At 66.8% G+C, this 26,582-nt stretch carries 25 protein-coding genes; 10 read left to right on the top strand and 15 right to left on the bottom strand.

The window, feature by feature from the left end; genetic code table 11:
* The first annotated feature begins 66 nt into the window (after nucleotides 1-66).
* The 8 genes from ACNA0R_RS11425 (at nucleotide 67) to ACNA0R_RS11390 (ending at nucleotide 11,922) form a co-directional block, all read left to right on the top strand.
* Nucleotides 67-1,134, top strand: coding sequence for a flagellar basal body P-ring protein FlgI (locus ACNA0R_RS11425; RefSeq protein ID WP_415826396.1), 1,068 nt, complete (start codon nucleotides 67-69; stop codon nucleotides 1,132-1,134).
* Nucleotides 1,135-1,137: 3 nt separating this feature from the next.
* The gene (gene flgJ, locus ACNA0R_RS11420; RefSeq protein ID WP_415826127.1) at nucleotides 1,138-2,196 is read left to right on the top strand and encodes a flagellar assembly peptidoglycan hydrolase FlgJ; all 1,059 of its coding nucleotides are present in this window, start codon (nucleotides 1,138-1,140) and stop codon (nucleotides 2,194-2,196) included.
* Nucleotides 2,197-2,325: 129 nt separating this feature from the next.
* Nucleotides 2,326-3,984 (top strand): flagellar hook-associated protein FlgK, encoded by a 1,659-nt coding sequence (gene flgK / locus ACNA0R_RS11415; protein ID WP_415826126.1) that lies wholly within the window; start codon nucleotides 2,326-2,328, stop codon nucleotides 3,982-3,984.
* Between the two features lie 44 nt (nucleotides 3,985-4,028).
* Complete coding sequence (gene flgL, locus ACNA0R_RS11410; protein ID WP_415826125.1) at nucleotides 4,029-5,570, top strand: flagellar hook-associated protein FlgL; 1,542 nt, start codon at nucleotides 4,029-4,031, stop codon at nucleotides 5,568-5,570.
* A gap of 71 nt (nucleotides 5,571-5,641) precedes the next feature.
* Nucleotides 5,642-7,525, top strand: coding sequence for a methyl-accepting chemotaxis protein (locus tag ACNA0R_RS11405; RefSeq protein WP_415826124.1), 1,884 nt, complete (start codon nucleotides 5,642-5,644; stop codon nucleotides 7,523-7,525).
* Between the two features lie 7 nt (nucleotides 7,526-7,532).
* Entirely contained in the window at nucleotides 7,533-8,033 is a 501-nt protein-coding gene (locus ACNA0R_RS11400) for a hypothetical protein (protein ID WP_415826123.1), read from the top strand.
* Between the two features lie 90 nt (nucleotides 8,034-8,123).
* Nucleotides 8,124-9,869 carry a methyl-accepting chemotaxis protein gene (locus ACNA0R_RS11395; protein WP_415826122.1) on the top strand — a complete coding sequence of 582 codons (1,746 nt, stop codon included), beginning with the start codon at nucleotides 8,124-8,126 and terminating at the stop codon, nucleotides 9,867-9,869.
* A gap of 379 nt (nucleotides 9,870-10,248) precedes the next feature.
* On the top strand, nucleotides 10,249-11,922 hold the full coding sequence (locus tag ACNA0R_RS11390) for a sulfatase-like hydrolase/transferase (protein WP_415826121.1): 1,674 nt from the start codon (nucleotides 10,249-10,251) through the stop codon (nucleotides 11,920-11,922).
* A gap of 19 nt (nucleotides 11,923-11,941) precedes the next feature.
* Here the strand turns inward: ACNA0R_RS11390 and fliR are convergent, their stop codons facing one another.
* From fliR to fliF, 13 genes are all read right to left on the bottom strand, one after another.
* Complete coding sequence (fliR, locus tag ACNA0R_RS11385) at nucleotides 11,942-12,727, bottom strand: flagellar biosynthetic protein FliR (protein ID WP_415826120.1); 786 nt, start codon at nucleotides 12,725-12,727, stop codon at nucleotides 11,942-11,944.
* Nucleotides 12,728-12,749: 22 nt separating this feature from the next.
* Nucleotides 12,750-13,019 (bottom strand): flagellar biosynthesis protein FliQ, encoded by a 270-nt coding sequence (gene fliQ / locus ACNA0R_RS11380; protein ID WP_415826119.1) that lies wholly within the window; start codon nucleotides 13,017-13,019, stop codon nucleotides 12,750-12,752.
* A 13-nt stretch (nucleotides 13,020-13,032) separates the two neighbouring features.
* Entirely contained in the window at nucleotides 13,033-13,779 is a 747-nt protein-coding gene (gene fliP / locus ACNA0R_RS11375) for a flagellar type III secretion system pore protein FliP (RefSeq protein ID WP_415826395.1), read from the bottom strand.
* A 59-nt stretch (nucleotides 13,780-13,838) separates the two neighbouring features.
* The gene (fliO, locus tag ACNA0R_RS11370) at nucleotides 13,839-14,213 is read right to left on the bottom strand and encodes a flagellar biosynthetic protein FliO (RefSeq protein ID WP_415826118.1); all 375 of its coding nucleotides are present in this window, start codon (nucleotides 14,211-14,213) and stop codon (nucleotides 13,839-13,841) included.
* 7 nt (nucleotides 14,214-14,220) lie between these two features.
* The gene (gene fliN / locus ACNA0R_RS11365) at nucleotides 14,221-14,763 is read right to left on the bottom strand and encodes a flagellar motor switch protein FliN (RefSeq protein ID WP_415826117.1); all 543 of its coding nucleotides are present in this window, start codon (nucleotides 14,761-14,763) and stop codon (nucleotides 14,221-14,223) included.
* Entirely contained in the window at nucleotides 14,756-15,763 is a 1,008-nt protein-coding gene (gene fliM, locus ACNA0R_RS11360) for a flagellar motor switch protein FliM (RefSeq protein WP_415826116.1), read from the bottom strand. Before fliM ends, fliN begins: the two co-directional genes overlap by 8 nt.
* Nucleotides 15,764-15,765: 2 nt before the next feature.
* Nucleotides 15,766-16,356, bottom strand: coding sequence for a flagellar basal body-associated FliL family protein (locus tag ACNA0R_RS11355; protein ID WP_415826115.1), 591 nt, complete (start codon nucleotides 16,354-16,356; stop codon nucleotides 15,766-15,768).
* 179 nt (nucleotides 16,357-16,535) lie between these two features.
* A complete protein-coding gene (locus ACNA0R_RS11350; protein ID WP_415826114.1) occupies nucleotides 16,536-17,981 on the bottom strand; it encodes a flagellar hook-length control protein FliK in 1,446 nt (481 codons plus the stop codon).
* Between the two features lie 14 nt (nucleotides 17,982-17,995).
* Nucleotides 17,996-18,445: a flagellar export protein FliJ gene (fliJ, locus tag ACNA0R_RS11345; protein WP_415826113.1), complete on the bottom strand. Its 450-nt coding sequence runs from the start codon at nucleotides 18,443-18,445 to the stop codon at nucleotides 17,996-17,998.
* Complete coding sequence (fliI, locus tag ACNA0R_RS11340; RefSeq protein ID WP_415826112.1) at nucleotides 18,438-19,916, bottom strand: flagellar protein export ATPase FliI; 1,479 nt, start codon at nucleotides 19,914-19,916, stop codon at nucleotides 18,438-18,440. Before fliI ends, fliJ begins: the two co-directional genes overlap by 8 nt.
* Complete coding sequence (fliH, locus tag ACNA0R_RS11335; protein WP_415826111.1) at nucleotides 19,913-20,650, bottom strand: flagellar assembly protein FliH; 738 nt, start codon at nucleotides 20,648-20,650, stop codon at nucleotides 19,913-19,915. The genes fliI and fliH overlap by 4 nt, the downstream gene beginning before the upstream one ends.
* Nucleotides 20,643-21,650 carry a flagellar motor switch protein FliG gene (gene fliG, locus ACNA0R_RS11330; protein ID WP_415826110.1) on the bottom strand — a complete coding sequence of 336 codons (1,008 nt, stop codon included), beginning with the start codon at nucleotides 21,648-21,650 and terminating at the stop codon, nucleotides 20,643-20,645. The genes fliH and fliG overlap by 8 nt, the downstream gene beginning before the upstream one ends.
* The gene (gene fliF / locus ACNA0R_RS11325; RefSeq protein WP_415826109.1) at nucleotides 21,640-23,322 is read right to left on the bottom strand and encodes a flagellar basal-body MS-ring/collar protein FliF; all 1,683 of its coding nucleotides are present in this window, start codon (nucleotides 23,320-23,322) and stop codon (nucleotides 21,640-21,642) included. Before fliF ends, fliG begins: the two co-directional genes overlap by 11 nt.
* 293 nt (nucleotides 23,323-23,615) lie before the next feature.
* Between fliF and fliE the strand changes: the two genes are divergently transcribed.
* On the top strand, nucleotides 23,616-23,960 hold the full coding sequence (gene fliE, locus ACNA0R_RS11320; RefSeq protein WP_415826108.1) for a flagellar hook-basal body complex protein FliE: 345 nt from the start codon (nucleotides 23,616-23,618) through the stop codon (nucleotides 23,958-23,960).
* Between the two features lie 79 nt (nucleotides 23,961-24,039).
* Entirely contained in the window at nucleotides 24,040-25,203 is a 1,164-nt protein-coding gene (locus tag ACNA0R_RS11315; protein WP_415826107.1) for a putative bifunctional diguanylate cyclase/phosphodiesterase, read from the top strand.
* Nucleotides 25,204-25,300: 97 nt separating this feature from the next.
* Here the strand turns inward: ACNA0R_RS11315 and ACNA0R_RS11310 are convergent, their stop codons facing one another.
* Nucleotides 25,301-26,125, bottom strand: a complete 825-nt coding sequence (locus ACNA0R_RS11310) for a flagellar brake protein (protein ID WP_415826106.1) — start codon at nucleotides 26,123-26,125, stop codon at nucleotides 25,301-25,303.
* 20 nt (nucleotides 26,126-26,145) lie between these two features.
* The gene (locus tag ACNA0R_RS11305; protein ID WP_415826105.1) at nucleotides 26,146-26,472 is read right to left on the bottom strand and encodes an EscU/YscU/HrcU family type III secretion system export apparatus switch protein; all 327 of its coding nucleotides are present in this window, start codon (nucleotides 26,470-26,472) and stop codon (nucleotides 26,146-26,148) included.
* Nucleotides 26,473-26,582: the final 110 nt, after the last annotated feature.

The raw sequence follows: 26,582 nt of genomic DNA, 5'->3' as shown, positions 1-26,582 counted from the left end.
GTGTCCCCGATCGGGCACACCCGTTTCTTTCGCCGGCTGGCGGGGGCGTTACTGGCCGCCGTGCTGATGGCCGCGGGCGGCCTGGCGCATGCGGAGCGGCTGAAGGACCTGGCGACCATCCAGGGCGTGCGCGGCAATCAGCTGATCGGCTACGGCCTGGTCGTGGGCCTGGACGGGACGGGCGACCAGGTGCGGCAGGCGCCGTTTACCCAGCAGAGCGTCACCAACATGCTGTCGCAGCTCGGCGTGACCATGCCGAACAACAGCAATATGCAGCTGAAGAACGTCGCGGCCGTCATGGTCACCATGAATCTGCCGGCTTTTTCGCGGCCGGGCCAGACCTTCGACGTCAACGTATCGTCCATGGGCAACGCCAAGAGCCTGCGCGGCGGTACGCTGCTGCTGACGCCCATGAAGGGCGCCGACGGCCAGGTGTATGCCCTGGCCCAGGGCAATATCCTGGTCGGCGGCGCGGGCGCGTCCGCCGGCGGCTCCAGCGTGCAGATCAACCAGTTGAACGGCGGCCGGATCAGTAACGGCGCGGTGGTGGAGCGCGGCGTGCCGACGACCTTCGCGCGCGGCGGCAGCATGTTCCTGGAGCTGAACGAGCTGGATTTCGGTACCGCGCAGAACGTCGCGGCCGCGCTGAACCGCCATTTCGGCGGCGGCGTCTCGCAAGTCATCGACGGCAGGACGATACGCGTGCAGGCGCCCACCGACCCGGCCGCGCAGGCCGCCTTCATCTCGCAGCTGGAGAATCTGCAGGTTACGCGTGCGCCGGCCACCGCCAAGGTCATCGTCAATGCCCGCACCGGCTCGGTGGTCATGAACCGCACCGTGATGCTGGAGGAATCCGCCGTCGCGCATGGCAACCTGTCGGTGGTGGTCAACCAGACCAACGCGGTCTCGCAGCCGAACACGCCTTTCGGCGGCGGCCAGACGGTGGTCGTGCCGAACACCACGATCGACGTCCGCCAGGAAAACGGCTCCCTGCAGCACGTGCGCACCAGCGCCAACCTGGCCGACGTGGTGCGCGCCCTGAACGCGCTGGGCGCCACGCCGCAGGACCTGCTGGCCATCCTGCAAGCCATGCAGACGGCTGGCGCCTTGCGGGCCGAGCTGGAGATCATCTAAGCCATGGCGCTCGGCTCCTCCCATACCGCGGGCGCCGGCCAGCCCTCCATTTTCGACTTCGGCTCGCTGTCCAGCCTGCATCGCGACGTGACCGGCCAGCAGCCGGCGTCCGCCGAAAAGCAGGCCGAGGTGGCGCGCCAGTTCGAAGCCGTCTACATCCAGATGCTGCTCAAGCAGATGCGCCAGGCCACCATGAAAAGCGGCCTGCTGGATTCCAACGAATCACAGATGATGCAGTCGATGGCGGACCAGCAACTGGCGCTGCAGCTGGCCAACCCCGGCATCGGCCTGGCGCAGTCGCTGTTGAAGCAGATGCAGGCCAACCAGCCCGGGGCCAACCAGCCGGGGGCAGGGCAGGAGGGCGCGTCCCAGGACGGTGCCCCGGCCATGAAACCGTTGGATCTGGCCGCGCGCACGGTGACCTCGGGTTCGTCGAACCCGGAAGTCGCGGCCTTGCTGCGCGTGTTGCAGCGCGGCGGCGCGTCCGACCGCGCCCTGGCCGCGGCCGAAGGCGCGCCGGACCATGTGGTGGACTTCGTCGCCCAGATGGCGCCGGCCGCCAAGGCCGCGGAACGCCAGAGCGGCGTGCCCGCCCGCCTGATCCTGGGCCAGGCCGCCCTGGAATCCGGCTGGGGCCAGCGCGAGATCCGCTACCCGGATGGCCGCACCAGCTACAACCTGTTCGGCATCAAGGCCGGCGACAGCTGGAAGGGCAAAACGGTCAATGTACTGACCACCGAATACGAAAATGGCACGCCGCGCAAGGTCACGCAGGCGTTCCGCGCCTACAACTCCTACGAGGAATCCTTCGCGGACTATGCGCGGCTGCTCGGCAGCAATCCGCGCTACGACGCGGTGGCCGATGCGCGCGACGAGATAGACGCGGCCCGCCGTATCCAGGCCGCCGGCTACGCCACCGACCCGCGCTATGCGGACAAGCTGATCGGCATCATGGGGCAGCTGCAGGGCGCCGGCCGCCTGGCCAAGGTGGCCGATGCCACCGGGCTGGACGGCAAGGCCGAGCTGCTGGGCAGCGATTTCGCGGGGGTCGGTGACCCGTAGCGGGAGGGTGCGCCGCGCCGGCACCGGCGGCGCGGAGCATCACCTTGCATTTCATTAAGTTTCGTACGCGCTTGCCGTTAAACCAATATCCAGACGTTTCAACACGGTAATTCGAGAGGCATCCCGACCATGAGTTTGTACAGCCTGGGCCTGAGTGGTCTGAATGCGGCGCAAGCGGGGTTGACCACCACCGGCCATAACATCGACAACTCCACGACCGACGGTTACAACCGCCAGCGCGTGCTGACGTCGACGGCCGGCTCGACCCCCAGCGCGGCGGGCTTCTACGGCCGCGGCGTGCAGGTCGACACGGTCCAGCGCCAGTACGACAGCTTCCTGTACAAGCAACTGGTCGGTTCGCAGAGCACCAGCTCCTCATACTCCACGTATCTGGACCAGGTTACCCAGATCAACAACATGCTGGGCAACGAAACGGTGGGTATCTCGCCCGCGTTGGCGGACTTCTTCGCCAGCGTCAATGCCGTGGCCAGCAAACCCGCCGACGCCGCGACCCGCCAGGACCTGATCGGCAAGGGCCAGGCCCTGGTGTCGCAAATCAATAACGCCTATCAGGACCTGCAGACCCAGCGCGACGGCCTGAACCAGCAGATCAGCCAGACGGTCAATTCCGTCAACGGTTATCTGAACCAGATCAACAAGCTGAACCAGGAAATCGTCGTGGCCCGCGGCCAGGGCGGCGGCAACGCGCCCAACGACCTGTTGGACCAGCGCGATCAACTGCTGTCGGAGCTGTCCAAGACGGTGGGGATCCGCTATACCACCCAGGGCGACACGGTCAGCATTTCGCTGGAATCCGGCCAGGCGCTGCTTTCGGGCACGACGGTCTACTCCCTGCAGGCCATCCCGTCCGCCGCCGACCCGACGCGCACCGTGGTGGCCTATAACCTGCCGTCCGGCCCCGGCGGCGCGACGGTGCCGGTAGAGCTGAGCGACGCCAAGCTGACCAACGGTACGCTGGGCGGCCTGCTGCAATTCCGCTCGAACTCGCTGGACGTGGTGCAGAACCAGCTTGGCCAGATGGCCGCCGGCCTGGCGGTGACTTTCAATACGCTGCACCAGCAAGGCGTCGATCTGCAAGGCAACGCGGGCGGCAACTTTTTCTCGCTGCCTTCGCCCGTGGCGCTGACCGGCGCCAAGAATACCGGCAACGGCAGCCTGACGGCGGCCTACACCGACGCCAGCAAGCTCACGGCCAACGACTACAAGATTACCTTCGACGGCACCAACTACACGGTGACGCGCCTGCCCGACAACACCGCGGTAACCGCGACACCCACGGGGACGCCGCCCACCGCGCTGGATTTCGACGGGCTGACGGTCAGCATCACGGGTACGCCGGCCGCGGGCGACAACTGGACCCTGCAGCCCACCCGCAATGCCGGCCGCGACCTGGCCATGGCCACCACCGATCCCGCGAAGATCGCCGCGTCCAGCACGACCAATCCCGGCTCGGCCAACGGCGACAACGCCCTGGCCCTGGCCAAGCTGCAGACCACGCGCAACCTGGCGGGCGGCTCGCTGAGCGTCACCGACCTGTTTTCGCAGATCGTCAACAACGTCGGCCAGCAGACCGCCGACGCCAAGGCCAACGACAAGGCGCAGACCGCCGTGGTCAACCAGCGCACGCAGAACAATGCTTCGATCTCCGGCGTGAACCTGAACGAAGAGTACGTGAATCTCTCGCAGTACCAGGAGCAGTATCAGGCGGCTGCCAAGATTATCGACGTGGCCAGTACAGTCTTCGACGCCCTGCTGGGCCTGAAGTAAACCCGCACCGACTCAAAGATAAAGCGCATCCGGAGTAAGACAGCATGATCCGCCTGAGCACCTCGACGATTTACCAGAGTGGCCTGAACGGCATTCTGAAGAACGAGTCGGACGTCAACTACCTGCAACAGCAGCTCAGTTCCGGCCGCCGCGTGGTGACGCCGTCGGACGATCCGCTGGCGGCCGGGCAGGCCATCACGGCGTACCAGAACCTGAACATGGCCGCGGCCTATGGCAGCAATCGCGACGACGCCAACAATTCGCTGGGCAACGAATCCAATACGCTGTCCAACGTGGTGTCGACGCTGACGGACGTGCTGACGCGGGTAGTGCAGGCTGGTAACGGCACGCTGGCCGATCAGGACCGCAATACGCTGGCCACGGTGCTGGAGCACGCGCGCGACGCCTTGTTCGCCCTGGCCAACACCACGGACGGCAACGGACAGTACATGTTCTCGGGCACCGCCGGCAACGCCGCGGCCTATGTCAAGGATCCCACGACCGGCGAGATCACCTTCAACGGCAACGCCGGCCAGCGCGTGGTCCAGGTGGAACAAAGCCGGCAGATGAATATTTCCGACGTCGGTTCGGATATCTTCAACCGCGCGACGCCGGGCAGCACGGCATACATTGCTTCGGCCGGCGCCGGCAACACCGGCACCGCCACCTTCCAGACGCCCAGCGTGGCCTCGGGCGGCGGTTCGGGCAACAATTTCAAGATCGACTTCGCGGCGGACCCCGTGACCGGCGACATGATGTACACGATCACGACGACGGACGCCGCGACCGGCGCCATCACCACCAGCACGCCGGCTGCCTATACGCCGGGCGATGCCATCGATACGGGCGGCGGCGTCACCATGGTGGTCAACGGCGTTCCCGCCGACGGCGACAGCCTGTCCATCAATACCGCCGGCATGCCGCCCTATGTGGCCAATCCGGGCGCCACCAATGCCGGTACCGCTACCAGTTCCCATTTGACGATCGCGCCTGGCGGCGCGTCGGGCAACGACTTCCAGATCGACTTCGCCAAGGATGCGGTGACCGGCGTCGTCACCTATACGGTCACCACGACGGATCCGGCGACCGGCACCAGCACCACCACCGCGCCCGCGGCCTACACGCCGGGCGATGCCATCGACACCGGTGGCGGTGTCAGCGTGGTCATCGACGGCAACCCGGAAGACGGCGACAGCTTCACGGTCAATCCGACCGGCAGCGCCAGCGTGGATATGTTCGCCACGCTGGGCGAGCTGATCACCGCTTTGAAGTCGCCGGCGCAGAACGATCCGGCGGCCCAGGCCAAGCTGGTGAACTTGCTGGCAACCGCCAACAAATCGCTGTCGATCAACCTGGACAACGTGTCCACGGTGCAAGCCTCCGTCGGCGCCCGCCAGAACGAACTGGACGCGCTGGACACGACCGGCAGCCAGCGCACCTTGACGCTGAACAAGACACTGACCGACCTCACGCAGATCAATTACTACGACGCCATCTCCACGATGAGCATGCGCCAGTTGTCGCTGCAGGCATCGATGTCGGCTTTCAACGCGGTCAAGGGCACCACCTTGTTCAGCATGAAGTAGTGAAGTCCTTTCGGTTTTGATAGATATGTGTTTCCCCATAGGGAACGACGGTTCGGTGGATAGATAACGATATGTTTGCCAATATGAAAATCCGCACTTCCATCATCGCGCTGCTCGCGTTGTATCTGGCGGCGATGCTGGTATCGAACGCCGTCGCGTGGTTGGGATTGCAGTCCAGCAACAGCAAGCTCGACACGGTCAACACGCTATACAGCGACCAGGTCACGAATCTGTACGCGTCCTATGCACAGGTGTTGCGCGCGCGCCAGGTCCTGAACAACGCCTACGAGATGATCCAGACCAACCGTCCGGATGAGGGCATGAGCCAGATCTCGCGCGCCGCAGCGTTCAAGGCGGACGCCGATAAGCGCATGGGTCTGTTCAGCCAGTCGCCCAAGCTGCCCGCGACGGTGGATATGTCGACGGCCATCATGGCCAACTACAAAACCTACGCGGGACTGATCGACGAGCAGATCAACACCCTGCGTTCGAAGCAGATAGACTCGTATCTGGCATCGTCCAAGGCATCGTCGGCCGCCAACCAGACCTTGGACAAATCGGTCCAGGCCATGCTGGAGTATCTGGACAAGGCAACGGACGAGATGGTGGCGCTGGGGCACACCGACTTCTCGCTGGCGCGTACGGTGACGGTGGTCATGGTGGCGTTCGCGATCTTCCTGACGATCGCCTGCTGGCTCGTGTTGAGCCGCATGGTATTGCGTCCGCTGCGCGAGGCCGGTGCGCATTTCGACAAGATCGCCGCCGGCGACCTGAGCCAGCACGTGGAGGTGCGCAGCGCCAACGAGATCGGCCTCCTGTACAGCGCGGTCAGGCGCATGCAGGAAAGCCTGACGCGTACCGTGTCGGCGGTGCGCCGCGGGGTCGATGAGATCAATGTGGGCTCGCGTGAAATTTCCGCCGGCAACACCGACCTGTCCAGCCGCACCGAGCAGCAGGCATCCTCGCTGGAAGAAACGGCGGCGTCGATGGAAGAGCTGGCCTCCACGGTCAAGCAGAACGCGGAGAACGCGCGCCAGGCCAACCAGCTGGCGGCCAGCGCCTCGGACGTGGCCGAGCGCGGCGGTTCGGCGGTGGCCGAGGTCGTGAACACGATGCAGGAGATCTCCGGCAGCTCGCGCAAGATTTCGGAAATCGTCAGCGTGATCGACGGCATTGCGTTCCAGACCAACATCCTGGCGCTGAACGCGGCGGTGGAAGCGGCGCGCGCGGGTGAACAGGGCAAGGGATTCGCGGTGGTGGCGGGCGAAGTGCGCTCGCTGGCGCAGCGCAGCGCGCAGGCGGCCAAGGAAATCAAGGCGCTGATCGAGGACTCGGTGACCAAGGTGGGCGCGGGCTCGCAGCAGGTCGAGCGCGCGGGCGCCACCATGCAGGAGATCGTGACGTCGGTGAAGCGGGTGACCGACATCATGGGCGAGATTTCGGCGGCGTCGGAAGAACAATCCAGCGGCATCGACCAGGTCAATCGCGCGGTGTCGCAGATGGACGAGGTGACGCAGCAGAACGCGGCGCTGGTGGAAGAAGCGGCCGCCGCGGCCGGTTCGCTGCAGGAACAGGCACAGCGCCTGGCCGAAGCGGTGGCGGTGTTCAAGCTCAGCCAGGGACATGTGATCGACGTGCCCGCGCGCGCGATCGCGTCGCCGGCCGCGCCGCGTGTCGCGGCACCGGCCGCCCAGCCGGCGGCTCCGGTCGACGCGCCGCGCCTGAATAATGCGGCTCCGGCGAAGGCAGCGGCGTCTTCCGCGCCCCCGACGACCGCCGCCGCGCCCCGCGCGGCCAAGCCGGCGCCCGCACGCGCCGCCGCGGCGCCGCGCACGCGTGCGCCGGCCGCCAATGATCACGCCGCGCCGCGCACGCCGCCCGCCGCCAAGCCCCGTGCCGTCGCGGCCGGCGGTGGCGCCGCGGCCATGAGCGACGACGATTGGGAATCCTTCTAGGACCGCCATGATTCGCACTTCGCATCTCATCGTGAAATGGCGCGCCGGCCTGCTTGCCTGCCTGGCAAGTATGGCGCTGCTGGGTGGCTGCGCGACGGGACAGTATTTCTCCAGCGACGCGGTGGCCGGCCTGCAGCCGGGCAAGACCACCATGTCCGACGCGGTTTACGCGTTTAACGGCATGCCGCAGCAGGTCCTGCCCCAGTCGGATGGTTCCACTATCGCGCTGTGGTCCTATAAGACGACCGTGGTGACGGACGCCATCTACTTCCGCCGCGAGGCGAGGTTGCAATTCGCGCCCGACGGCCGGCTGGCACGCGTGCTGGATACCACCAACGTTCCCTTGCAGGGCAACACGCGGCAGCGGCTGCTGGGCAATACATCCGTTCCCCAGGATCCCGCGCTGGCCTCGGCCGAGACGACGCAGCCGTCGGCCGCGCAAGGCAGCACGGCCAGCGGCGGCACGACAACGAACGGCACGACGGCGATACCCGTGCCCGCGCAATAACGCGCGGCATCCGACCACCAGTACGCCGCCCCCCGAGGGCGAGAGTACTTGGCGTTTTTTTCGAATCTGATTGCGAGTTTGGAGGGCCTCATGGAAGCCATCGCAGAAACGAGCCGTAAGGCCAAGGCCAGCAAGCGCAAGGCGACCCGTCCGCCCAAGGTCAAGCGCAAATTCTCGGTGCGCGATACGCGTGTCGGCACGCTGTTGATGATCGTCCTGGGTATCTTCGCCCTGCTGATCGCCGCGGTGGGCGGCATGGCGGCCTTCTTCCTGAACCAGAACTACCGGGCGGTGATAGACCTGGGCGCATTGACCGATCGCGCAACCCAGGTGCAGATCATCAACGCCAACATGCTGCGCGCCCGCGTCGCGCTGCTGGTCTCGGCCCGCGAGCTGCAGGAAGCCGGTGCCCCCAATGTTTCGCCCGAAACCGCCGCGACCGCCAAAAAGGATGCGGCCGATTCCCTCAAGTCGGCCAACGACCTGCTGGCGGACGTGCGCAACAGTTTCGGCGAATTCCAGAAGAACATGCTGGAAGACGATACCGGCCGGCAGCTGTCGATGAACCTGGTGCGGCGCTACCGCTCCTATATCGACGACGGCGTGGACACCATGGTGGAAGCCCTGCGCAGCCAGGACTACAGCACCTTCTACATGGTGAATACGGAATACGGCACGCCCCGCAGCGCGGCCTTCGTTGACGCGATCGAGGAATTTTCCAAGTACATCAAGGCCGCGCAGACCGAAACCGGTACCCAGGCCAGGCAGAACCTGAACCTGGCGTTGATCGCCGTCGCCGGCGCCGTGGGCCTGGCCATCGTCTTGATGATCCTGGCGCGCATCGTCTTCGGCCGCATGGTCGTGCGTCCGCTGGTCGAAGCCGGCCAGCACTTCGATAAGATCGCCAATGGCGACCTGACGCAGCGGGTGGACATCCGTTCGCAAAACGAAATCGGCATGCTGTATGGCGCGCTCAAGCGCATGCAGGAAAGCCTGACGCGTACGGTGTCGTCGGTACGCCGCGGCGTCGATGAGATCAATGTGGGCTCGCGTGAAATTTCCGCCGGCAACACCGACCTGTCCAGCCGCACCGAGCAGCAGGCGGCCTCGCTGGAAGAAACCGCGGCGTCGATGGAAGAGTTGGCCTCCACCGTCAAGCAGAACGCGGATAACGCGCGCCAGGCCAACCAGCTGGCGGCCAGCGCCTCGGACGTGGCCGAGCGCGGCGGTTCGGCGGTGGCCGAGGTCGTGAACACGATGCAGGAGATCTCCGGCAGCTCGCGCAAGATTTCGGAAATCGTCAGCGTGATCGACGGCATTGCGTTCCAGACCAACATCCTGGCGCTGAACGCGGCGGTGGAAGCGGCGCGCGCGGGCGAACAGGGCAAGGGATTCGCGGTGGTGGCGGGCGAAGTGCGCTCGCTGGCGCAGCGCAGCGCGCAGGCGGCCAAGGAAATCAAGGCGCTGATCGAGGATTCGGTGACCAAGGTGGGCGCGGGCTCGCAGCAGGTCGAGCGCGCGGGCGCCACCATGCAGGAGATCGTGGCGTCGGTGAAGCGGGTGACCGACATCATGGGCGAGATTTCGGCGGCGTCGGAAGAACAATCCAGCGGCATCGACCAGGTCAATCGCGCGGTGTCGCAGATGGACGAGGTCACGCAGCAGAACGCGGCGCTGGTGGAAGAAGCGGCCGCCGCGGCCGGCTCGCTGCAGGAACAGGCGCAGCGCCTGGCCGAAGCGGTGGCGGTGTTCAAGATCAACGAAGGACAGGTGATCGACGTACCGGCGCAGCAACTGGCGGGCGGCGCGGCGTACGCGCCGCTGGCGGCAAGCTGACCCGCAATCCCCGCGTTGCGACAAAAGGCGTCCCGGTGCAATCCGGGCCGCCTTTTTCTTTGGCGCCACGGCGTGGCGCTGCTGCGCGAACATGCCCGCCGATGCCCCGGTCGACATTGCGGCCCAGGGCGCGGCCGGCAAGGGTAGCGCCCGCGGATGCCATGGGCAGGGGTGCTCCTGGACGGGTTCCGTTGGAAAGGCGTGGAACGCGGTCGTATCGGCGGACCGGCGGCAGCGAATCTATTCGGCGCTCCCGTATCCAAATCTGCTTTCCATTTTTCGATGGCTCGAAGAGGGGATGTCGACGTAGCGGTACGGCCGGTCCGGTGGCGCATGCAACGGCGTGCCCCGAGCCCATGCCCACGTGTCCGCGTCCTGCTTGCGTCCGACGACGAAATCCGCCGCCTGTCTTCATCGCGCCCTGCGCGCCATCCTGCCGCGCGGCATACCGGAATGGCTGATCCTGTTCTACGCCGCCGGCGCCTATCTTGCGCTGGATGGTTTCTTCGCCGTGCAACGGTTCCACGCCATCGGCCTGAACACGCAGGGACACCTGGGGCCGGCCGAGTACCTGCGGCAGGGCGTTTTCATACTGGAATACCTGGTCGCCATCCTGGCGTTGTATGCCGCCACGCGGGTCCGGCCCGGCGTGGGCGCGCCCTTGCTGCTCCTGCTGTGGTTGCTGGTGACGGTGGACCTGGCCGCGCATGCGATCTACGGCCGTCCGGCGGGCATAGGCAACATCAGCGCGTTGAATGCATCGGCGGCCATGCTGGGCGCGGCCTTGCAGCAGTATGGCCACACCATCGCGGTGGCGGCCGGCAAGGGCGCGGCGCTGTTCGTACCGCTGGTGCTCAAGAGCCTGGTCCCGCGGCGGCAGCGCGCGCCGTGGGCCACGCCGGTGCTGCTGGTTTGCGTACTGGCGGGCATGTATGGGTACATCCTGGCGCAGCGCGGGCCGCCCGCGCTGATCGGCTTTCCCAAAGGCTTTTCCTATGGTTTCGGCACCCTGGCCATCCAGGCCAATGACCTTCTGGACCATCCGCGCTTCCAGCAGGCTCGCGCGTCCATGGGGGACACCCACGACTTCCGCAACGTGATCGTGATCGTCGACGAGTCGGTCGAATACGCGCATTTCGCACGGGCGTTCCGGGACCAGGGCGGACTTTACGCCGATTTCGGCCGTGCCTATAGCGGCGCCAATTGTTCAGCCGCGTCGAACTACATTCTCAGAAAGGCGTGGTGGCGCCGTGCCGACAGCGGCCATGTGGATATTGCTCGCACCGATAGCCTGTTCGCCCTGGCCAGGCAACGGGGATACACCACCACGTACATCGACGACCAGGGGGTGCTGGACGATCCCGCCACGCGCAACTACATCAGCGATGACGAGCTTGCCGACATCGACGACGTCGTCGAGAACCGAGGCCCGCTGTACCAGCGCGATGCGCTGGCCGCGCGCCAGATCGAACAGCGCGCCGCCTCGGGCAGGAATTTCATCTTCATCAACAAGGATGGCGCGCATTTCCCGTATCGGGACTACATTCCGCCCGGCCTGGTGTCGGGCGACAAGAACACCGATTACATGACGGCGATCCGCAGGAACTCCGTCGATTTCCTGGCGGCGCTGGAACACGGACTGCCCCCCAACACCATTGTTTTCTACACCTCGGACCACGGCCAGAACCTGACGACCCGCGCGACCCATTGCAATACGGGCGACGATGCGACGGCGGAGGAGTATCGCGTGCCTTTCCTGGTGCGGGCGACGGATCCCGCCGTCCAGGCTCGCCTGCGACTATCCGCGGCGGTCCAGCACGACAGGCTGACCCACCTGGAGTTCTCCGAATCGGTGCGCGAGGCCTTGGGCTATCGGGTCGCCGGCGTGGCGTCGCTATTTGCCCCGGCGCCTATCGATACGCCGTTCTGCGGACTGTATGGGTCGCCCAAGGTGTTTTTCGGGGTAAGGCCGGCATGCAAGCCGCTGGGGGTAGCGCTGGCCGGGGCCGCGGCCGGCGGCCCGCCCGCCGGCGCCGGCGCCGGCGAGCCGTGAGCCTTGGCCGGGACGACCGCTATCCCGCCAGCAGTCCCGCCAGCCGTTCCATCGCGTTGGCGCCTTCCTGGAACAGCTCCGCCAAGGACGCGGTGCTTTTCGGCAGGGCGACGGCCAGCAGTATGACGCCCGCCGAGAGGGTGATGGGAAATCCCACCGCGAACACCGACAGCTGCGGCGCGGCGCGGTTCAATATCCCCAGCGCCAGCTGGATCGCCAGCAGGGAGGCCAGCAGCGGCAGGGCCAGCAGCAGCCCGGACGAGAAAATCTTGGTGCCCAGCTGCGCCACCATGAGCCAACCGTCGGAGTGCAGCGATGCCGTGCCTATTGGTACCAGGGTGAAGGTCTTGACCAGCATGCCCAGCATCAGCAGGTGCCCGTTCACGCTCAGGAAGGTCAGCATCGCCAGAATGTTGAACAGCCGCGCCAGTACTTCCGTATTCGCCTGGGTGGTGGGATCGAAAATGGTCGCCAGCGACAGGCCCATCTGCAAACCGACGAAATCGCCCGCCGTCTGCACCGCCGCGAAGCAGACGCGCATGCAGAAACCCATGGCGATGCCGATGAAGACCTGCTGCGCCAGGATCCACAATCCGGCCAGCGAGCCCGGCGCCACCGCGGGCATGGGGGGCAACGACGGCGCGATCGCCACCGCCAGCACCGCGGCCAGGCCGATCTTGGTCGTGCGCGGTGCGCTGCTTTCGCCGAACAACGGCGCGATGCCTATCAATGCCAGCAGGCGGGTGAATGGCCACACGAAGGTGTTGATCCACCCGTACCATTGATCCAGCGTGAAGGTGATCATGGCGCCATGCCGCGAGGGCGGCTCACGAGACCAGGTTGGGTATCTGGTCCATGATCTGGCGGATATAGTCGGTCATCATGCCGATCAGCCAGGGGCCCAGCAACACCAGCGTGGCGGCAACGGCCACCAGCTTGGGAATGAAGGACAGCGTCATTTCATTGATCTGCGTCGCCGCCTGAAACACGCTGATCAGCAGGCCGACCGCCAGCGTGACGAGCAGCAGCGGCCCGGCCACGACCATGATCATGCGCATGGCCTGGTACGTCATCGTCATTACGGTTTCGGCATCCATGGCGGACCTCCGGTCACTGGTAAAAGCTGCGGGCCAGCGAGCCCAGCAGCATGTGCCAGCCGTCGGCCAGCACGAACAGCATCAGCTTGAACGGCAGCGATACCGAAATCGGCGGCACCATCATCATGCCCAGGCCCATCAGCACGCTGGCGACCACCATATCGATGATCAGGAAGGGGATGAAGATGGTGAAGCCGATCTGGAAGGCGGTCTTCAGTTCGCTGGTGATGAAAGCCGGCACCAGCACCTTCATCGGCACCGCCGACGGATTGTCCAGCGGCGGCTGGTTCGTCAGGTTGGCGAATAGCGATAGATCGGTTTCGCGCGTCTGGTGCATCATGAAGGTGCGCAGCGGCTGCGCGCCGCGCTCGATCGCGGTTTCGAACGAGATCGCGCCATTGGACAGCGGTTCGTAGGCGTCCTTGTAGATCTGGTCGAACACCGGTGACATGGTGTAGGCGGTCAGGAACAGGGCGAGGCCGACCAGCACCAGATTGGGCGGCGTGGTCTGCGTGCCCAGCGCATTGCGCATCAGGCTGAGTACGATGATGATGCGGGTGAAGCCGGTCATCATCAGCAGCGCGGCCGGAATGAACGTCAGCGACGTCAGCATCAGCAGCGTCTGCACGCTCAACGAATAGGTTTCGCTGCCGTTCGGGCCCGGCGTGGCGGTCAGCGCCGGCAGGGTGGCTTGCGCCGATGCCGCCAGCGGCGCGCAGGCCAGCGCCAGCAGGGCCAGGACGCGCAGCATGCGGCGCATGGCGCCTGCTTCGCCGGGTCCGGCGCGAAAGATTCGATTCATGGGACCATCCGACCGCATCAGCCGCGGCGCAAAGCCTGGGTGAGTTTGCTGGCGAAGGAAGCGTCCGCGCCGGTTTTCGCGCCACGGCGGGCCAGTAGCGACGTCACCAGGGCGCCGGGCTGCTTCGCCGGCGCGGCGACTTCGCCCGCGGGCAGGGTGTGCAACAGATTCATCTGGCCGACCGTCACGCCCACCAGCAGCCAGGCGTCGGCGACTTCGACCAATACGATGCGCTGGCGCGGGCCGAGCGTCAGGCTGTCGATGATGCGCATCGTGCCGCCCGGCGCGCGTCCGGCCAGGCCGGCGCGGCGCGCCAGCCAGCCGCAGGCCAGGATCGCCGCGATGACGACGATCAGGCCCACGATGACGCGGAAGGTTGCGGCGTCGCCCATGCTGCGCTCAGCGGCGGCCGTTCAGGCGGTTGATGCGTTCGGCGGGCGTGATGATGTCGGTCAGGCGGATGCCGTACTTATCATCGACGACCACGACTTCGCCCTGGGCGATCAGGTAGCCGTTCACGAAAATGTCCATGGGCTCGCCGGCCAGGCCGTCCAGCTCGACGACCGAACCCTGCCCCAGCTGCAGCAGGTTCTTGATCGTCAGCCGCGTGCGGCCCAGTTCCACCGTCAACTGGACGGGCACGTCCATGATCAGGTCGATGTCGGCGCTGGATTTCTCGGCGGAACCGGACAAGGGCTTGAATACGGATGCGCCGGCCGGCTTGGCCGCGGGCGCCGCGGGAGCGGCAGGCGCGGCGGCCGTGGATGCGGCGGTGGCGGCGGTCTGTTCGGCCAGCGCGTCGGCCCAGTCGTCGGCCGGCTTCAGGCCGTCGGCTTGCGTGGGCGGGGCCGCGCGCGACTGTTCCGCCAGGGCGTCGGCCCAGTCGTCGCTTGGCGCGGCGGGTTTGTTTTGATCGGGCCGCTCGGCGTTCTGGTCAGTCATGGTCGGGGGCCTCGTTCTCGGGGTCCAGAGGTGTAAGCAGTTTGTGTACGCGCAGCGCGTACTGGTTGTTGAACACGCCGTAGCCGCATTCCATGACGGGCACGGCATCGATGTTGGCGGTCACGATTTCCGGCACGTCGACCGGCAGCACGTCGCCCACCTTCAGCTTCATCAGGTCGCGTATCGATGAAGGGATGCGGGCGAACTCTGCGATCAGTTCGACGTCGGCGCTGCGGATCTGGCGTGACAGCTGGCGCGCCCAACGCTGGTCCACGGCTTCCAGCGCGGTTTCCTGCAGGGGCCGGGTCAGGATGTCCCGCACCGGTTCGATCATCGAGTAGGGCAGGCAGATATTCAGATCGCCGCCCGTGGCGCCGAACTCGATATGGAAGGGGGTCACCACCACGACTTCGTTCGATCCGGTGATGCTGGCGAACTTCGTGTGCATTTCCGACCGCACGTATTCGAACTCGATCGGATAGACAGCCTCCCAGGCCTTGCCGTAGCTTTCCAGGGTCAGGTTCAGCAGGCGCCGGATGATGCGCTGTTCGGTGGTGGTGAAATCCCGGCCTTCGACCCGGGTGTGGTAGCGGCCGTCGCCGCCGAACAGGCTGTCGATGACCAGGAACACCAGGTTGGGGTCGTAGCTGAACAGGGCGGTGCCGCGCAGCGGCTTCATCTGCACCATGTTCAGGTTGCTGGGCACGGGCAGATTGCGTTCGAAATCCGAGTACTTCAGGATGCGGATCGACCCGACGGTGATGTCGGCGTTGCGGCGCATGAAGTTCAGCAGCACGCTGCGCATGTGCCGCGCGAAACGCTCGTTGATCAGCTCCAGCGTCTGCATGCGGCGCCGCACGACCCGCTCCGGAGAGCTCAGGTCATAGGCGCGCACGCCGTCCTGTTCGTCCTGGCTGGTTTCCTTGCCGTCGCTTTCGCCGGTGACGCCCGCCAGCAGGGCGTCTACTTCGTCCTGCGATAGGAACGCCTCGTAAGCCATGCTTATTGCACCACGAATTCGGTGAACAGCACGTCGGTGACGTACTGTCCGTCAGGCAGGGGGGTGAATGGCTTGTTGATCGCCTTCATCAGGGCGTTGGCCAGGTCGACCTTGCCTTGCGGCGTCTGCACGCTTTCCGGCGTCTGCGCCGACAGCAGCATCAGCACGCGGCTGCGCACTTCCGGCATGTACTTCTCGATGCGCTGGCGCGATTGCTCGTCGGCCACGCGCAGCGTCATGGCGATATGCACGATGCGCTCGCGGTCGGCGCTCAGCAGCGTCACGGTAAAAGGCGTGATCGGGATAAAGATCGGCGCCGGCACGGCCTGCGGCGTCTGCGGCGGCGGAACGAAAGTCGTCGGCGCGGCGCCAACCGGCGGCTGCTGGGCCTGCCCCACATTGATCTGCACGGCGGAATTGGCCGCGTTGCGTTGTGACCGGGTCGTGATCATCCAGGTCGTCGCGACGCTGGCGCCGGCGACGATCAGCAGAACCAGCAGGCCGATGATCGGGCGGAGGAATCGCGACGAGCCGCTATTGCGCATAGGCAGCGTGCTGCGCGGCGGCATGGTGGGGGTTTTGGATGTCGCCATCTCGGATGGTGGTTGGTTTACCGGGAAAACGGATATCGATTATTCGCTTGCATTTTGCCTGACTTGGGCAGGCGGCACGCAAGGGAAAAACAGGGCGAAAACTGGGTATCTCCGCCTATTGCTCGCGGGGTTTCGATGGGTGCCGCCGGGCGCGGTTCGCCCGGGCCGATTGCGCGCGCTCATGCGAAGGTGTCGACTCGTCCGGCTTCGGCGCGGCGCGCGGTCGGCACGGCGATCTGCACCGTGTCGCCCGATGCATCCGTCTGCGCTTGCGCGGAGCCGCCGGCGCCATGTCCCGGACGGTCGCCGCCCTGGTTCATGCCGCCGAAGCCGGCCTGCGCGCCCTGGTCGCTGACATTGGCCTGGCCCAGCGAGATACCGGCCTGCGCCAGGCTTTGCTGCAGCTGCGGCAGGGCGGATTCGACGGCCTGCCGCACCGCCGCGTGGGCCGACACGAAGGAAGCTTCCGCCACGCCGTTGTTCAACTTGATGGTGACGCTGAGCGGACCCAGGTCGGGCGGATCCAGGCGCAGTTGGGCGGTGTGCGAGTCGTTGCCGGCGCGGTGGGTCATCAGGACCAGTTGGCCGCCAAGCTCGGCGCCCCATTGCGGCTGGCCGACCGGCGTGTGGATGGCGGGGGCGGCGGCGCTCTGGGGAGTGCCGGACGCCGGCGCCTGCCAGGTGGAGGCCAGGGCTTGCGCCATATCGGTCGGCGCGGCATGGGCATTGGCGCGCGGCACGGCGTCGGCCGGCGTGTCCTTGTCGGCGCCGGATCGCGTGAGGTTGGCCGCGGCACGCAGCGCATCGTCCTGCGAAGGCGCGGAGGCATCCGCGCGGGTGTCCGCCATGGCGGCCGCGGGCGCCTGTTCGTTGGCGCGCGGGTCCGCGCCGGCGGCGCCACGCGCATCGGCGGCGACGTGCGCGCCCGGATGCGCCGTCGCGCCGGGATGGGCGGCGCCAGCGGCGGCGCGGGCATTCGTCGCTCCGTTCAGCGTACCGTCCGCGGACGGCATGGGGGCCGAGGACGCTGGTGCGGTCGCCAGTCCCGCGGCTGGGCCGGTCGCGGGCGCCGTCGCGCCCGGCGCCGGAGCGGCGCCTGCCGCGTCCGTGCCGGCCGTCGCTACGCCGTTTGCGTCGGCAAGCAGGGCGCCCGCGGCAGTGGCGCCGCCGGCCGCTGCCGTGGCCTGGCCATCCGTGGCGCCCGCCGCCGCATTGGCCGGGGCCGCCTGCAACTGCATCGACAGCGTGGCGATAGCCAAGGCCTGCTGCGCCAGCGTCGGCGCGGCGTCGGCGGCGACCGCCGCGGCGAGCTTGTCGTCATCACGCTGACCGTCGTCGGCCAGCGCGTCTTCACCGGCCGGCGTCGTCGCCTGCGGATCGGCGGCCGCGGCGTCGGCCGGCGCGCGCGGGGCGCCGTCGGCGGGCGCGGCGGCGTCCTGGCTGGCGCGCTGGCGCGCCATGATGTCGGAAAAGCGCGAGGCGTCCTTGCCGTCGCGCGCGCCGCGGCTATCCGGCACGGACGCGGCGGGCTTCGTCGCGCCGGACGTCGCCGCGCCGGAGGCCGATGGGCCGGACGGAGGAGCGGAGGGCGTGGCCAAGGCAAGCATGGCAAGCGGGGAAGTCATGGTCGGCGTCCTCTTCAATGCAATCCTCCGCCGCGCCGGACCAGGCGCGCGGAATACTCGTCGTTCAGGCGTTGTTCGCGGCGCGCGTCCTCGCGCGCCTGCACTTGCTGCTGGCGCTGCGCCAGCGCGTCGAAGGAATTCAGCTTGCGGCGCTCTTCACGCCAGTGCTCCTTGCCCTGTTCCAGATGCGTGGAGGCTTGCTCCAGGACCGCGCGCTGCTGGTCGATCGCATCGTCCAGCGTGGCGATGAAGCGCTGGTAATTGTGGCAATCGGCGGCCGACATGCCGCTCATCATGGCATTCTGCAGGCGTTGCAGATAGTCGGCGCGATAGTCGTTCAGCATGGTCAGCTGCTGTTCCGCGTTGTTGCGCGCCACATGCAGGCCGCCCAGCCGCTTGGCCGCTTCGTCCGTATTGTCCTGGGCCAGCGAGATCAGCATATCCAGGGGGAGTTGGCTAGGCATGCGATTCACCCATCTGTAAAGTGGCCTGCAACTGCGCGATGGCAGTGGTGTAGTCCACGTTTTCGCCGACGTTCTGCTGCAGGAAGGCTTCCAGCCGCGGATAGCGCGCAATGGCGTCGTCCAGCGCCAGATCGTGCCCGGGCGCGTAGGCCCCCACGGCGATCAGGTCGCGGTTGCGTTGGTAGCGCGACACCACCTGCTTGAAGCGCCGGACCACGGCGAACTGCTCGTTGCTGATCAGCGAGGTCATGGCGCGCGAGATGGAAGCCTCGATGTCGATGGCCGGGTAATGCCCGGCTTCGGCCAGCTGGCGCGACAGCACGACGTGGCCGTCCAGAATGGCGCGCGCGGAATCGGCGATCGGATCCTGCTGATCGTCGCCTTCCGCCAATACGGTGTAGAACCCGGTAATCGAGCCGGCCTTGCCATTCGGCCCGGGCGCGCCCATGCCGGCGCGTTCGACCAGGGCCGGCAGGCGCGCGAAAACCGACGGTGGGTAGCCCTTGGTGGCCGGCGGCTCGCCGATGGCCAGGGCGATTTCGCGCTGCGCCATCGCATAGCGGGTCAGCGAATCCATGATCAGCAGCACATCCAGGCCCTGGTCGCGGAAGTGTTCCGCGATGCGGGTGGCGTAGGCGGCGCCTTGCAGACGCAGCAGCGGCGACACGTCGGCGGGCGCGGCCACCACCACCGAGCGCGCCAGGCCTTCGGGCCCCAGGTTGTGCTCGATGAATTCCTTGACTTCGCGCCCGCGTTCGCCGATCAGCCCGACCACGATGATGTCGGCCTTGGTGTAGCGCGCCATCATGCCCAGCAGCACGCTCTTGCCGACGCCCGAACCGGCGAACAGGCCCATGCGCTGGCCGCGGCCGACGGTGAGCAGGCCGTTGATGGCGCGCACGCCGACGTCCAGCACCGTATCGATGGGCGCGCGCGACAGAGGATTGATGGGCAGGGCGGACAGGGGGGCCGCGTCGGCGCCGACCAGCGGACCCAGATCGTCCAGCGGCCGCCCGCCGCCGTCCAGCACGCGTCCCAGCAGGGCGTTGCCCACCGGCAGGTGACGACCCAGCGCGGGCTTGGCGTTGCCGTTCAGAATGGCCTTGCGCGGCAGGGGAATCTGGCGCTGCAAGGGCGGTTCCCCGGGGACGACGCGCGCGCCGGGAGGCAACCCGGAGATATCCGACTGCGGCATCAGGTAAAGCGTATGGCCGTCGAAGCCTACCACCTCGGCATCGGCCCAGTGGTCGTGGCCCGGCGCGATCTCGATGCGGCACACCGCGCCCACGGGCAGGCGCAGGCCGGTGGCCTGCAGCACCAGACCGGTGGCGCGCGTCACGCGGCCGGTCGCCAGCCACGGGTCCGTCGAGCTGGCGCGTATGGAGCCGATCTGCAGTTGCGTGACCCAGCGGTCCACCACCGGAACGGCGGGGACGCCGGGCAGGGTGGGGGCAGCGTGGGCGTCGCTCATTCGGCGCTCTCCAGCGGCATGTCGCGGCCCAGCGAGGCCGCGACGCGGCGCCAGCGTGTTTCCAGCGTGGCGTCGATTTCGCCCAGCGATGTCTCCGCCCGGCAGCCGCCGCGCGTGATCGATTCGTCGGCCAGCACGCGCCAGTGGCCGGTCTTGAGTTCTTCCGCCAGGTGCAGCCGGACCAGCTCCAGGTCCAGCGGGTGCAGCCACAGGCGCAGCGGAGCGCTGGCGGTCGGATTCATGTGCAGGACTTCACGTACGGCCGTCAGCAGGGCGTCGGATTGGTTGGCGACGGTGATGCGTACGACCTGGCGGGCGATGTCCAGCGCCAGGGTCATCAAGGCCTGGCCGGTTTTTTCTTCCAGCTGCGCCAGGGACGTTGCCGTGGCGTCGGCGATCGCGCGCAGCCGCGCGGCTTCGTCGGCGCCTTGCTTGCGCGCATCGGCCAGGCCTTCCGCGAGGCCCGCCTTGCGGCCTTCCGCCAGGCCTTCTTCGTAGCCGCGCGCGCGGCCTTCGGCCACGCCCAGGTCGTAGCCTTCGGCACGGCCTTCCTTCAGGCCGCGGGCATGGCCGGCGCGCCGCGCTTCTTCCTGCACCTGGCGCGGATCGGGGCCCGGGTCCGGCCGCGCTTCCGGCTCGCGGGCGGCCGCGTCCTGCTCCTCGAACGACGCCAGTCGCCAGCGCTGCCAAGGCGCGCTGGCGGGCGGCGCCGGGACGGCGCGGCGCTCAGACATATGCGTCGTCTCCCTGGCCGCCCAAGACTATCTGGCCGCTTTCGGCCAGGCGGCGCGCGACCAGCAGGATCTTCTTCTGCTCGGCCTCGACCTTGGACATGCGGATGGGGCCCTGGGCCTCCAGATCCTCGCGCAGCATTTCGGCGGCGCGGCTGGACATATTGCGCAGGAACTTGTCGCGCAGGTCCTCGACCGCGCCCTTGAGCGCCACCATGAGGGTGTCGTTGTCGACTTCCTTGAGTATGAGCTGGATGCCGCGGTCCTCGACGTCGAGCAGGTTTTCGAACACGAACATCTCGTCGACGATTTTCTGCGCCAGGTCGGCATCGCGTTCGCGCAGGCTGGCCACGACGTTTTCCTCGTCGGAGGAGTTCATCATGTTCAGGATCTCGGCGGCGGTACGCACGCCGCCCATCTTGCTGCGCTTGGCGCCCTGGCCGGCCAGCACCGCGTTCAGCGTTTCCGTCAGTTCGGACAAGGCCGCGGGCTGCACGCCGCCGAAGGTGGCGATGCGCAGCATTACGTCGTTGCGCAGGCGTTCGGTCAGGCGCGTCAGCACGGCGGCGGCCCGGTCGCGTTCGAGGTGGACGAGGATGGTGGCGATGATCTGCGGATGCTCGTCGCCGATCAGTTCGGCCACGATGTGCGGATCCAGCCAGTTCAGGGCGTCGATGCCGCTGCCGCTGTCGCCGGCTTCCAGGATGTCCTCGATCAGGCCGGCCGCGCGGTCGCTGCCCAAGGCCTTGGTCAGCACGCTGCGGATGTAGTCGTCCGAGCCCAGGGTCACGGCGATGAACTGGTCGGATTCCTGGCGGAATTCCTCCAGCACCTCGGCCACGTCTTCGCGCGTTACCTGTTTCAGCTGGGCCATCGCGGCGCCGACCTGCTGGACTTCGCGCGCGCTCAGGAAGCGGAAGACTTCCGCCGCGGCGTCCTCGCCCAGCGACATCAGCAGCACCGCCGCGCGCGTCATGCCATCGATGGGTTTATCACTTGGCATCTTTGCTCATCCAGGTACGCAGCACCATGGCCACCGCGCGCGGGTCCTTGCTGGCCATATCGCGGGCGCGCTTCATGTTGTCGTCGAAACGGTCCATTTCCTTGGCGCGGGCCTGCTCCTGCGCATCGCGCAGGGCTTCCTGCCGCTCGATCTCGGCGATCTCGGGATCGATCGGCGGGTTCATATACCGTTCGTAGATCGGCCGTACCAGCGAACGCCACACCCACACCGCCAGTATTGCCAGGACCAGCCAGCCCAGCGCGGTCTTGGCCATCGAGATGTTCGACGGATCCTTCCACCACGGCGTCGTGGGTTCGCTGTCGTTGAACTGGCTGTTCACCACATTCAGGGAGTCGCCACGCGCTTCGGAATAGCCCATGGCTTCCTTGACCAGCGTGGTCAGCTTGTTCAACTGCTCTTCGGGCAAGGCCTTGGGTTCGCCGTCCTTGTCGGGCATGTAGTTGATCACCACCGCCACGGACAGCCGCTTGACCGATCCCACGGGCTGCTTGATGTGGCTGATGGTGCGGTCGACTTCGTAATTGGTGGTGTTCTCGCGGCGCTGGGTCGACGGCCCTTGCTGCACGGCCGCGCCGGCGGCGGCGGTCGTCTGTTGCTGACCGGCCTGGCCGGGTTGCTGGGCGCCGGGCTGGCCGGGACGCTGCTGGGTGGCGGGCGGGTTGGCGATGGGCGCCTGGGCGTTGGCCGGCGGCTCGTTGCTCAATGCGCCCGGCACGCCCTGCGCGGGATTGACGCCGTTCTGCTGCGAATCGTTGGTCTGCTGGCTGCGCACGGCGGCCTGGCCCGGTTCCTGGTTGGGCCGGTAGACCTCCGAGGTTTCCTCGCGGCGCGCGAAATCCATGTCGACGCTGGCCTGGGCGTGCACATTGCCCGGGCCGACCAGCGGATTCAGGATCGCCAGGATGCGTTCGACCGTGCGTTGCTCGGTCTCTCGCACGTAGCGCGTCTGGTCGGCATCCATGCCGCGGCCTTCACCGGTGGGCGAGGACAGCAGGCGGCCGTTCTGGTCGACGATGGACACATTGCTGATCGTCAGGTCCGGCACGCTGGACGCCACCAGCCAGGAAATTGCCGACACCTGTGAGTCGCCGATGCTGCGGCCCGGGTACAAGGTCAGGACCACCGAGGCGGTCGGCGGACGGCGGTCGCGCACGAACAGGGTCTGGCGCGGCAAGGCCAGGTGCACCCGCGCATGCTGCACGGCGTTCATCGACTCGATCGAGCGCGCCAGCTCGCCTTCCAGCCCGCGCTGGTAATTGATCTGTTCGGTGAACTGGCTGGCGCCGAAGCGCGTGTTGTCCAGCAGCTCGAAACCGACCGAGCCGCCGCGCGGCAGGCCCTGGCCCGCCAGCTGCAGGCGGGCGTCATAGACTTTTTCCGCCGGCACCAGGATGGCCGTGCCGGTCTCGTTGAAACGGTAGGGCACGTTCATCTGGTTCAGGGCGGTGACGATGGCGCCGCCGTCCCGGTCGTCCAGATTGGAGAACAGTACCTTATAGTTTGGATCGCGACCCCACATCACCGCCGCGACGATCAGCGCGATGACCGCCGCCGCCGCGCCCAGCAGCAGCGGTTTCGGAACGTTCCGCAGCTTCTCCAGCACGGGAAACCGGGACATCAGGGAAGAGGTCAGTGTGGCCTGCTGGTTCATCGGCTGGCCCCGCTCGCCAGACGGCGCGAGTTCCGGGGATGTATGTCGGGGGTGGGCAAGTTACACATGCAACGTGCTTCGGGTATCGGAGCGTGGATTATGGCGGCGCGGTCCCACATCCCAAGGGAAGAAAAACCCGGGTTTTTGGCGTCATTTGCCATTTATGTCTTGTGCGGTACAAGCCCCGCCGGCCAAGCAGGGGAAATATCGGGTTTTTTGACTTCATTTGTGCCGTATGCTGTCGCCCCCGGGGCGGTAGTCTCTTGCCACCGACAAATAAGGATAGATTTCCCATGGCAATAGCCGGACTGGCTGGAATAGAAAACATGCTCGAGCAGATGCGCCAGGTCGTGCGGGTCGCCGAAGGCGGCAGCGCCGGCGGCGTGAACGGCTCGAATGGCGCGTCGGCCATAGGCGACGGTTTCGCGGCGGAGCTTCAGCGCTCGCTGAAGCGGGTGTCCGGCGCCCAGAATGCCGCCGTGGCCCAGGCCAAGGCATTCGAACTGGGGGCGCCCAACGTTTCCTTGAACGACGTCATCGTTGATATGCAAAAGGCCAACGTCGGATTCCAAACGGCGGTGCAGGTGCGCAACCGCCTGGTTTCGGCCTACAAGGAAATCTCGTCCCTGACGGTGTGAGACTTGCCGGTTTTGTGCAAGAATCCTGCCCGTGCGGCACGCTTCGGACTATTTCCGTTATCGCCGTTGACGGTGTGCGATGCTTGACACTCTTACATTGCTTGTCGTAGCCGTAATCCAGTTCGAAATCATCGGCGTGGTGCTGCTGACAACGTGGTTCATTTCCCGGCGCGCCCGCGGCGCGCTCGGAGGTGGCGGAGCCATGGCGCTGGTCGCGGCGATGTGCCTGTTGCCGATCTGGTATCTGTGGGATACCGGCATCGCCCAGATCGCCGGATTCCACTGGATACTGCTGACGCTTATCGTGGTGGTGCCTTCGGGCCTGCTGCTATTCCTGGCCTTGCACCTGGTGCGCTCGGAGGCCATCCTGCGCGCGGTGCGCATTACCCGCAGCGGCCAGAGCGTGCTGGGGCTGTCGCAGGTGGCGGATTCCGAGGCGCTGGAGGAAGACCTGCGCCAGGCCATGCAGGAAACCGGGCAGCTCTACGTCCACTACCAGCCCATCTACAGCGCGGGCACGCGCACGCTGGTGGGCTTCGAGGCATTGCTGCGCTGGAACCACCCGCATCGCGGGCTGGTCGCGCCCATGCAATTCATCCCACTGGCGGAACAGACCGAGTTGATCGTGCCGCTGGGCGCCTGGGTGCTGGAGACCGCCTGCGCGGAAGCGGCCACCTGGCCGGAGCCCTGGTATCTGTCGGTCAACCTGTCGCCGGTGCAGCTGGAAAAGATCCAGCTGGTGCGCGACGTACGGGCCGTCCTGGACCGCACCGGCCTGAAGGCCGAACGGCTGGAGCTGGAAATCACCGAAGGCGTGCTGGTCGCGGCGGAGGGCGGGGAAATCTCGCGCCTGGCCGAACTGCGGCGCGCCGGGGTGCGGATCGCCATCGACGATTTCGGCACCGGGTATTCCAGCCTGGGCTATCTGCGGCAGCTGCCGTTCGACACCATCAAGATCGACCGGTCTTTCGTGCGCAATCTGGAAACCGATTCCAGCGCCCAGGCCATCGTCGGCACCATCGTCGAGCTGTCGCGGCGGCTGAACCGCGAAATCGTCGCCGAAGGCGTGGAAACGGAAGGCCAATACGCCATCCTGAACGCGCTGCAATGCCATCGGGTGCAGGGCTGGCTGCTGGGCAAGCCCATGCCGCCCGAGGAAATCGCCGCGCATTACTTCCCGTCCACGGCCGAAGAGAGCGAAGTGCGGGAAGTGCCCTGGATCGACCAGGCCGGCACCGCCTGAGCCGGCGGGCACCCGCAAGGCCCCCCCACGCGACCCAACCCGCCACGCCGCGCCTCGCCCGATTCCTGAGCGAGCCGAAGCTCTGTCTCGCCCGCGGTCAGCTGCTGGCGCGCGCCTTCTCCAGGCGCCACACCACCTGTTGCAGCCACGCCTCCTGGCGCCCGGTCAGCGCGGCGAATTCGGCGCCGATATGCGTCAGTGGATCCGGAATGGTCAGGCTGGGCCGTATGGTCGGCGGCTCGGCTTGCGGCTGTTGATCTTCATTGTCCGAGGCCTGCGCCAGCGGCTGGCCCGACAGCGGGATCACCGTGCGCACCTGTAGATCGGTGGTCATGTTGCCGAAGTCGCCGAAGTCCAGGTAGACATCCTGCATGATGGCGCCCTCCGCGGGCATTTCGCTGGCCAGCCGCTCGACGCGCAGGCCGATGCCTTCCACCGATATATCGCGGATAGTGAACAGTACCGGCTTGGCCGTGAGGTCCGGCCGCCACTGTCCCGCGCAACGCACCGCCGTGCCGATGATGGAGGCGCGAAACAGCTTGCGCCGCTGGATGCGCGATACGCGTTCCGGCAGCGGGGAAACGAAGGCGGCGCTACCGTCGTCGAAGCGCACCAGGTCGGGACGCGGTACGCGGAAGTGGATTTGCACGCCGCCGTAGCCATTGCCGTGGAATTGCAGCACGGTACCCACCCGCAAGCCGCGGCTGTCGTTGGTGGCGAAGTCCGATCCCGCGAAATCGCGCGGCCGCCAGAAGAAATGGTCGGTCTGTTTGTCGATGCCCAGCACCAGTATCGCGGTTTCGCGATCGGCGGCATCGCGCACCAGGGTCGTGCAGTCCTGGTGCGTCAGTTCGAAAATGGCGGAGCGTATTTCCTCCGGCCGCGTCAGCAGAAAGTCCGATTCAGGCTCTTTCAACGGCATGGCGAATTCCAGCGTGGGTATCAATCGTTTCGGTCAGTGGGCATGCCGGGCAGCGCCTTGTCGGGCCTTGCTTCCAGACGGTAAAGCCATGCCAGGAGTTCGGCGACCGCCAGGTATAGCTGCGGCGGTATGTGCGCATCCAGGTCGACCTGCATCAGCAGCCCGACCAGTTCGGGCGACTGGTGTACGTACATGCCGTTTTCGCGGGCGGTACGTATGATGGTGTCGGCCAAGGTGCCGTAGCCCTTGGCCACGACGCGCGGCGCGGTTTCGCCGTCCTGATAGGACAGCGCGACCGCGGCGGCGCGTGCAGGCTCGTCGTTGCCGGCGGCGGGCGGCAGGCTCATAAACTTCCTTCCTGTCGCTGTGCGACTTCTTCCCCAAGGGAGCATCCGCGCCTGGGGCGGCCCGGCGCGAGGGATAGTGTGCCCACCTGTCGCTGCGCGACCTCCTCCCC

It is taken from the genome of Bordetella sputigena, assembly GCF_965137885.1.
Classification (GTDB): Bacteria; Pseudomonadota; Gammaproteobacteria; order Burkholderiales; family Burkholderiaceae_B; genus Bordetella_C; species Bordetella_C sputigena.
Note: the sequence above shows the minus strand (reverse complement) of the source record. Positions and strands in the feature narration are given on the sequence as shown.

Bases quoted from the DNA above. Each gene is read 5' to 3' on its own strand.
- fliG (WP_415826110.1), bottom strand. From the start codon at position 21,650: ATGCCAAGTGATAAACCCATCGATGGCATGACGCGCGCGGCGGTGCTG.
- fliQ (WP_415826119.1), bottom strand. From the start codon at position 13,019: ATGGATGCCGAAACCGTAATGACGATGACGTACCAGGCCATGCGCATG.
- fliR (WP_415826120.1), bottom strand. From the start codon at position 12,727: ATGATCACCTTCACGCTGGATCAATGGTACGGGTGGATCAACACCTTC.
- fliM (WP_415826116.1), bottom strand. From the start codon at position 15,763: ATGGCTTACGAGGCGTTCCTATCGCAGGACGAAGTAGACGCCCTGCTG.
- ACNA0R_RS11310 (WP_415826106.1), bottom strand. From the start codon at position 26,125: ATGCCGTTGAAAGAGCCTGAATCGGACTTTCTGCTGACGCGGCCGGAG.
- ACNA0R_RS11315 (WP_415826107.1), top strand. From the start codon at position 24,040: ATGCTTGACACTCTTACATTGCTTGTCGTAGCCGTAATCCAGTTCGAA.
- fliE (WP_415826108.1), top strand. From the start codon at position 23,616: ATGGCAATAGCCGGACTGGCTGGAATAGAAAACATGCTCGAGCAGATG.
- flgL (WP_415826125.1), top strand. From the start codon at position 4,029: ATGATCCGCCTGAGCACCTCGACGATTTACCAGAGTGGCCTGAACGGC.
- fliP (WP_415826395.1), bottom strand. From the start codon at position 13,779: ATGCGCCGCATGCTGCGCGTCCTGGCCCTGCTGGCGCTGGCCTGCGCG.
- fliN (WP_415826117.1), bottom strand. From the start codon at position 14,763: ATGACTGACCAGAACGCCGAGCGGCCCGATCAAAACAAACCCGCCGCG.
- fliH (WP_415826111.1), bottom strand. From the start codon at position 20,650: ATGTCTGAGCGCCGCGCCGTCCCGGCGCCGCCCGCCAGCGCGCCTTGG.
- ACNA0R_RS11350 (WP_415826114.1), bottom strand. From the start codon at position 17,981: ATGACTTCCCCGCTTGCCATGCTTGCCTTGGCCACGCCCTCCGCTCCT.
- fliI (WP_415826112.1), bottom strand. From the start codon at position 19,916: ATGAGCGACGCCCACGCTGCCCCCACCCTGCCCGGCGTCCCCGCCGTT.
- ACNA0R_RS11305 (WP_415826105.1), bottom strand. From the start codon at position 26,472: ATGAGCCTGCCGCCCGCCGCCGGCAACGACGAGCCTGCACGCGCCGCC.
- fliJ (WP_415826113.1), bottom strand. From the start codon at position 18,445: ATGCCTAGCCAACTCCCCCTGGATATGCTGATCTCGCTGGCCCAGGAC.
- ACNA0R_RS11395 (WP_415826122.1), top strand. From the start codon at position 8,124: ATGGAAGCCATCGCAGAAACGAGCCGTAAGGCCAAGGCCAGCAAGCGC.
- ACNA0R_RS11355 (WP_415826115.1), bottom strand. From the start codon at position 16,356: ATGGCGACATCCAAAACCCCCACCATGCCGCCGCGCAGCACGCTGCCT.
- ACNA0R_RS11400 (WP_415826123.1), top strand. From the start codon at position 7,533: ATGATTCGCACTTCGCATCTCATCGTGAAATGGCGCGCCGGCCTGCTT.
- fliF (WP_415826109.1), bottom strand. From the start codon at position 23,322: ATGAACCAGCAGGCCACACTGACCTCTTCCCTGATGTCCCGGTTTCCC.
- flgJ (WP_415826127.1), top strand. From the start codon at position 1,138: ATGGCGCTCGGCTCCTCCCATACCGCGGGCGCCGGCCAGCCCTCCATT.
- fliO (WP_415826118.1), bottom strand. From the start codon at position 14,213: ATGGGCGACGCCGCAACCTTCCGCGTCATCGTGGGCCTGATCGTCGTC.
- ACNA0R_RS11425 (WP_415826396.1), top strand. From the start codon at position 67: ATGGCCGCGGGCGGCCTGGCGCATGCGGAGCGGCTGAAGGACCTGGCG.
- ACNA0R_RS11405 (WP_415826124.1), top strand. From the start codon at position 5,642: ATGTTTGCCAATATGAAAATCCGCACTTCCATCATCGCGCTGCTCGCG.
- flgK (WP_415826126.1), top strand. From the start codon at position 2,326: ATGAGTTTGTACAGCCTGGGCCTGAGTGGTCTGAATGCGGCGCAAGCG.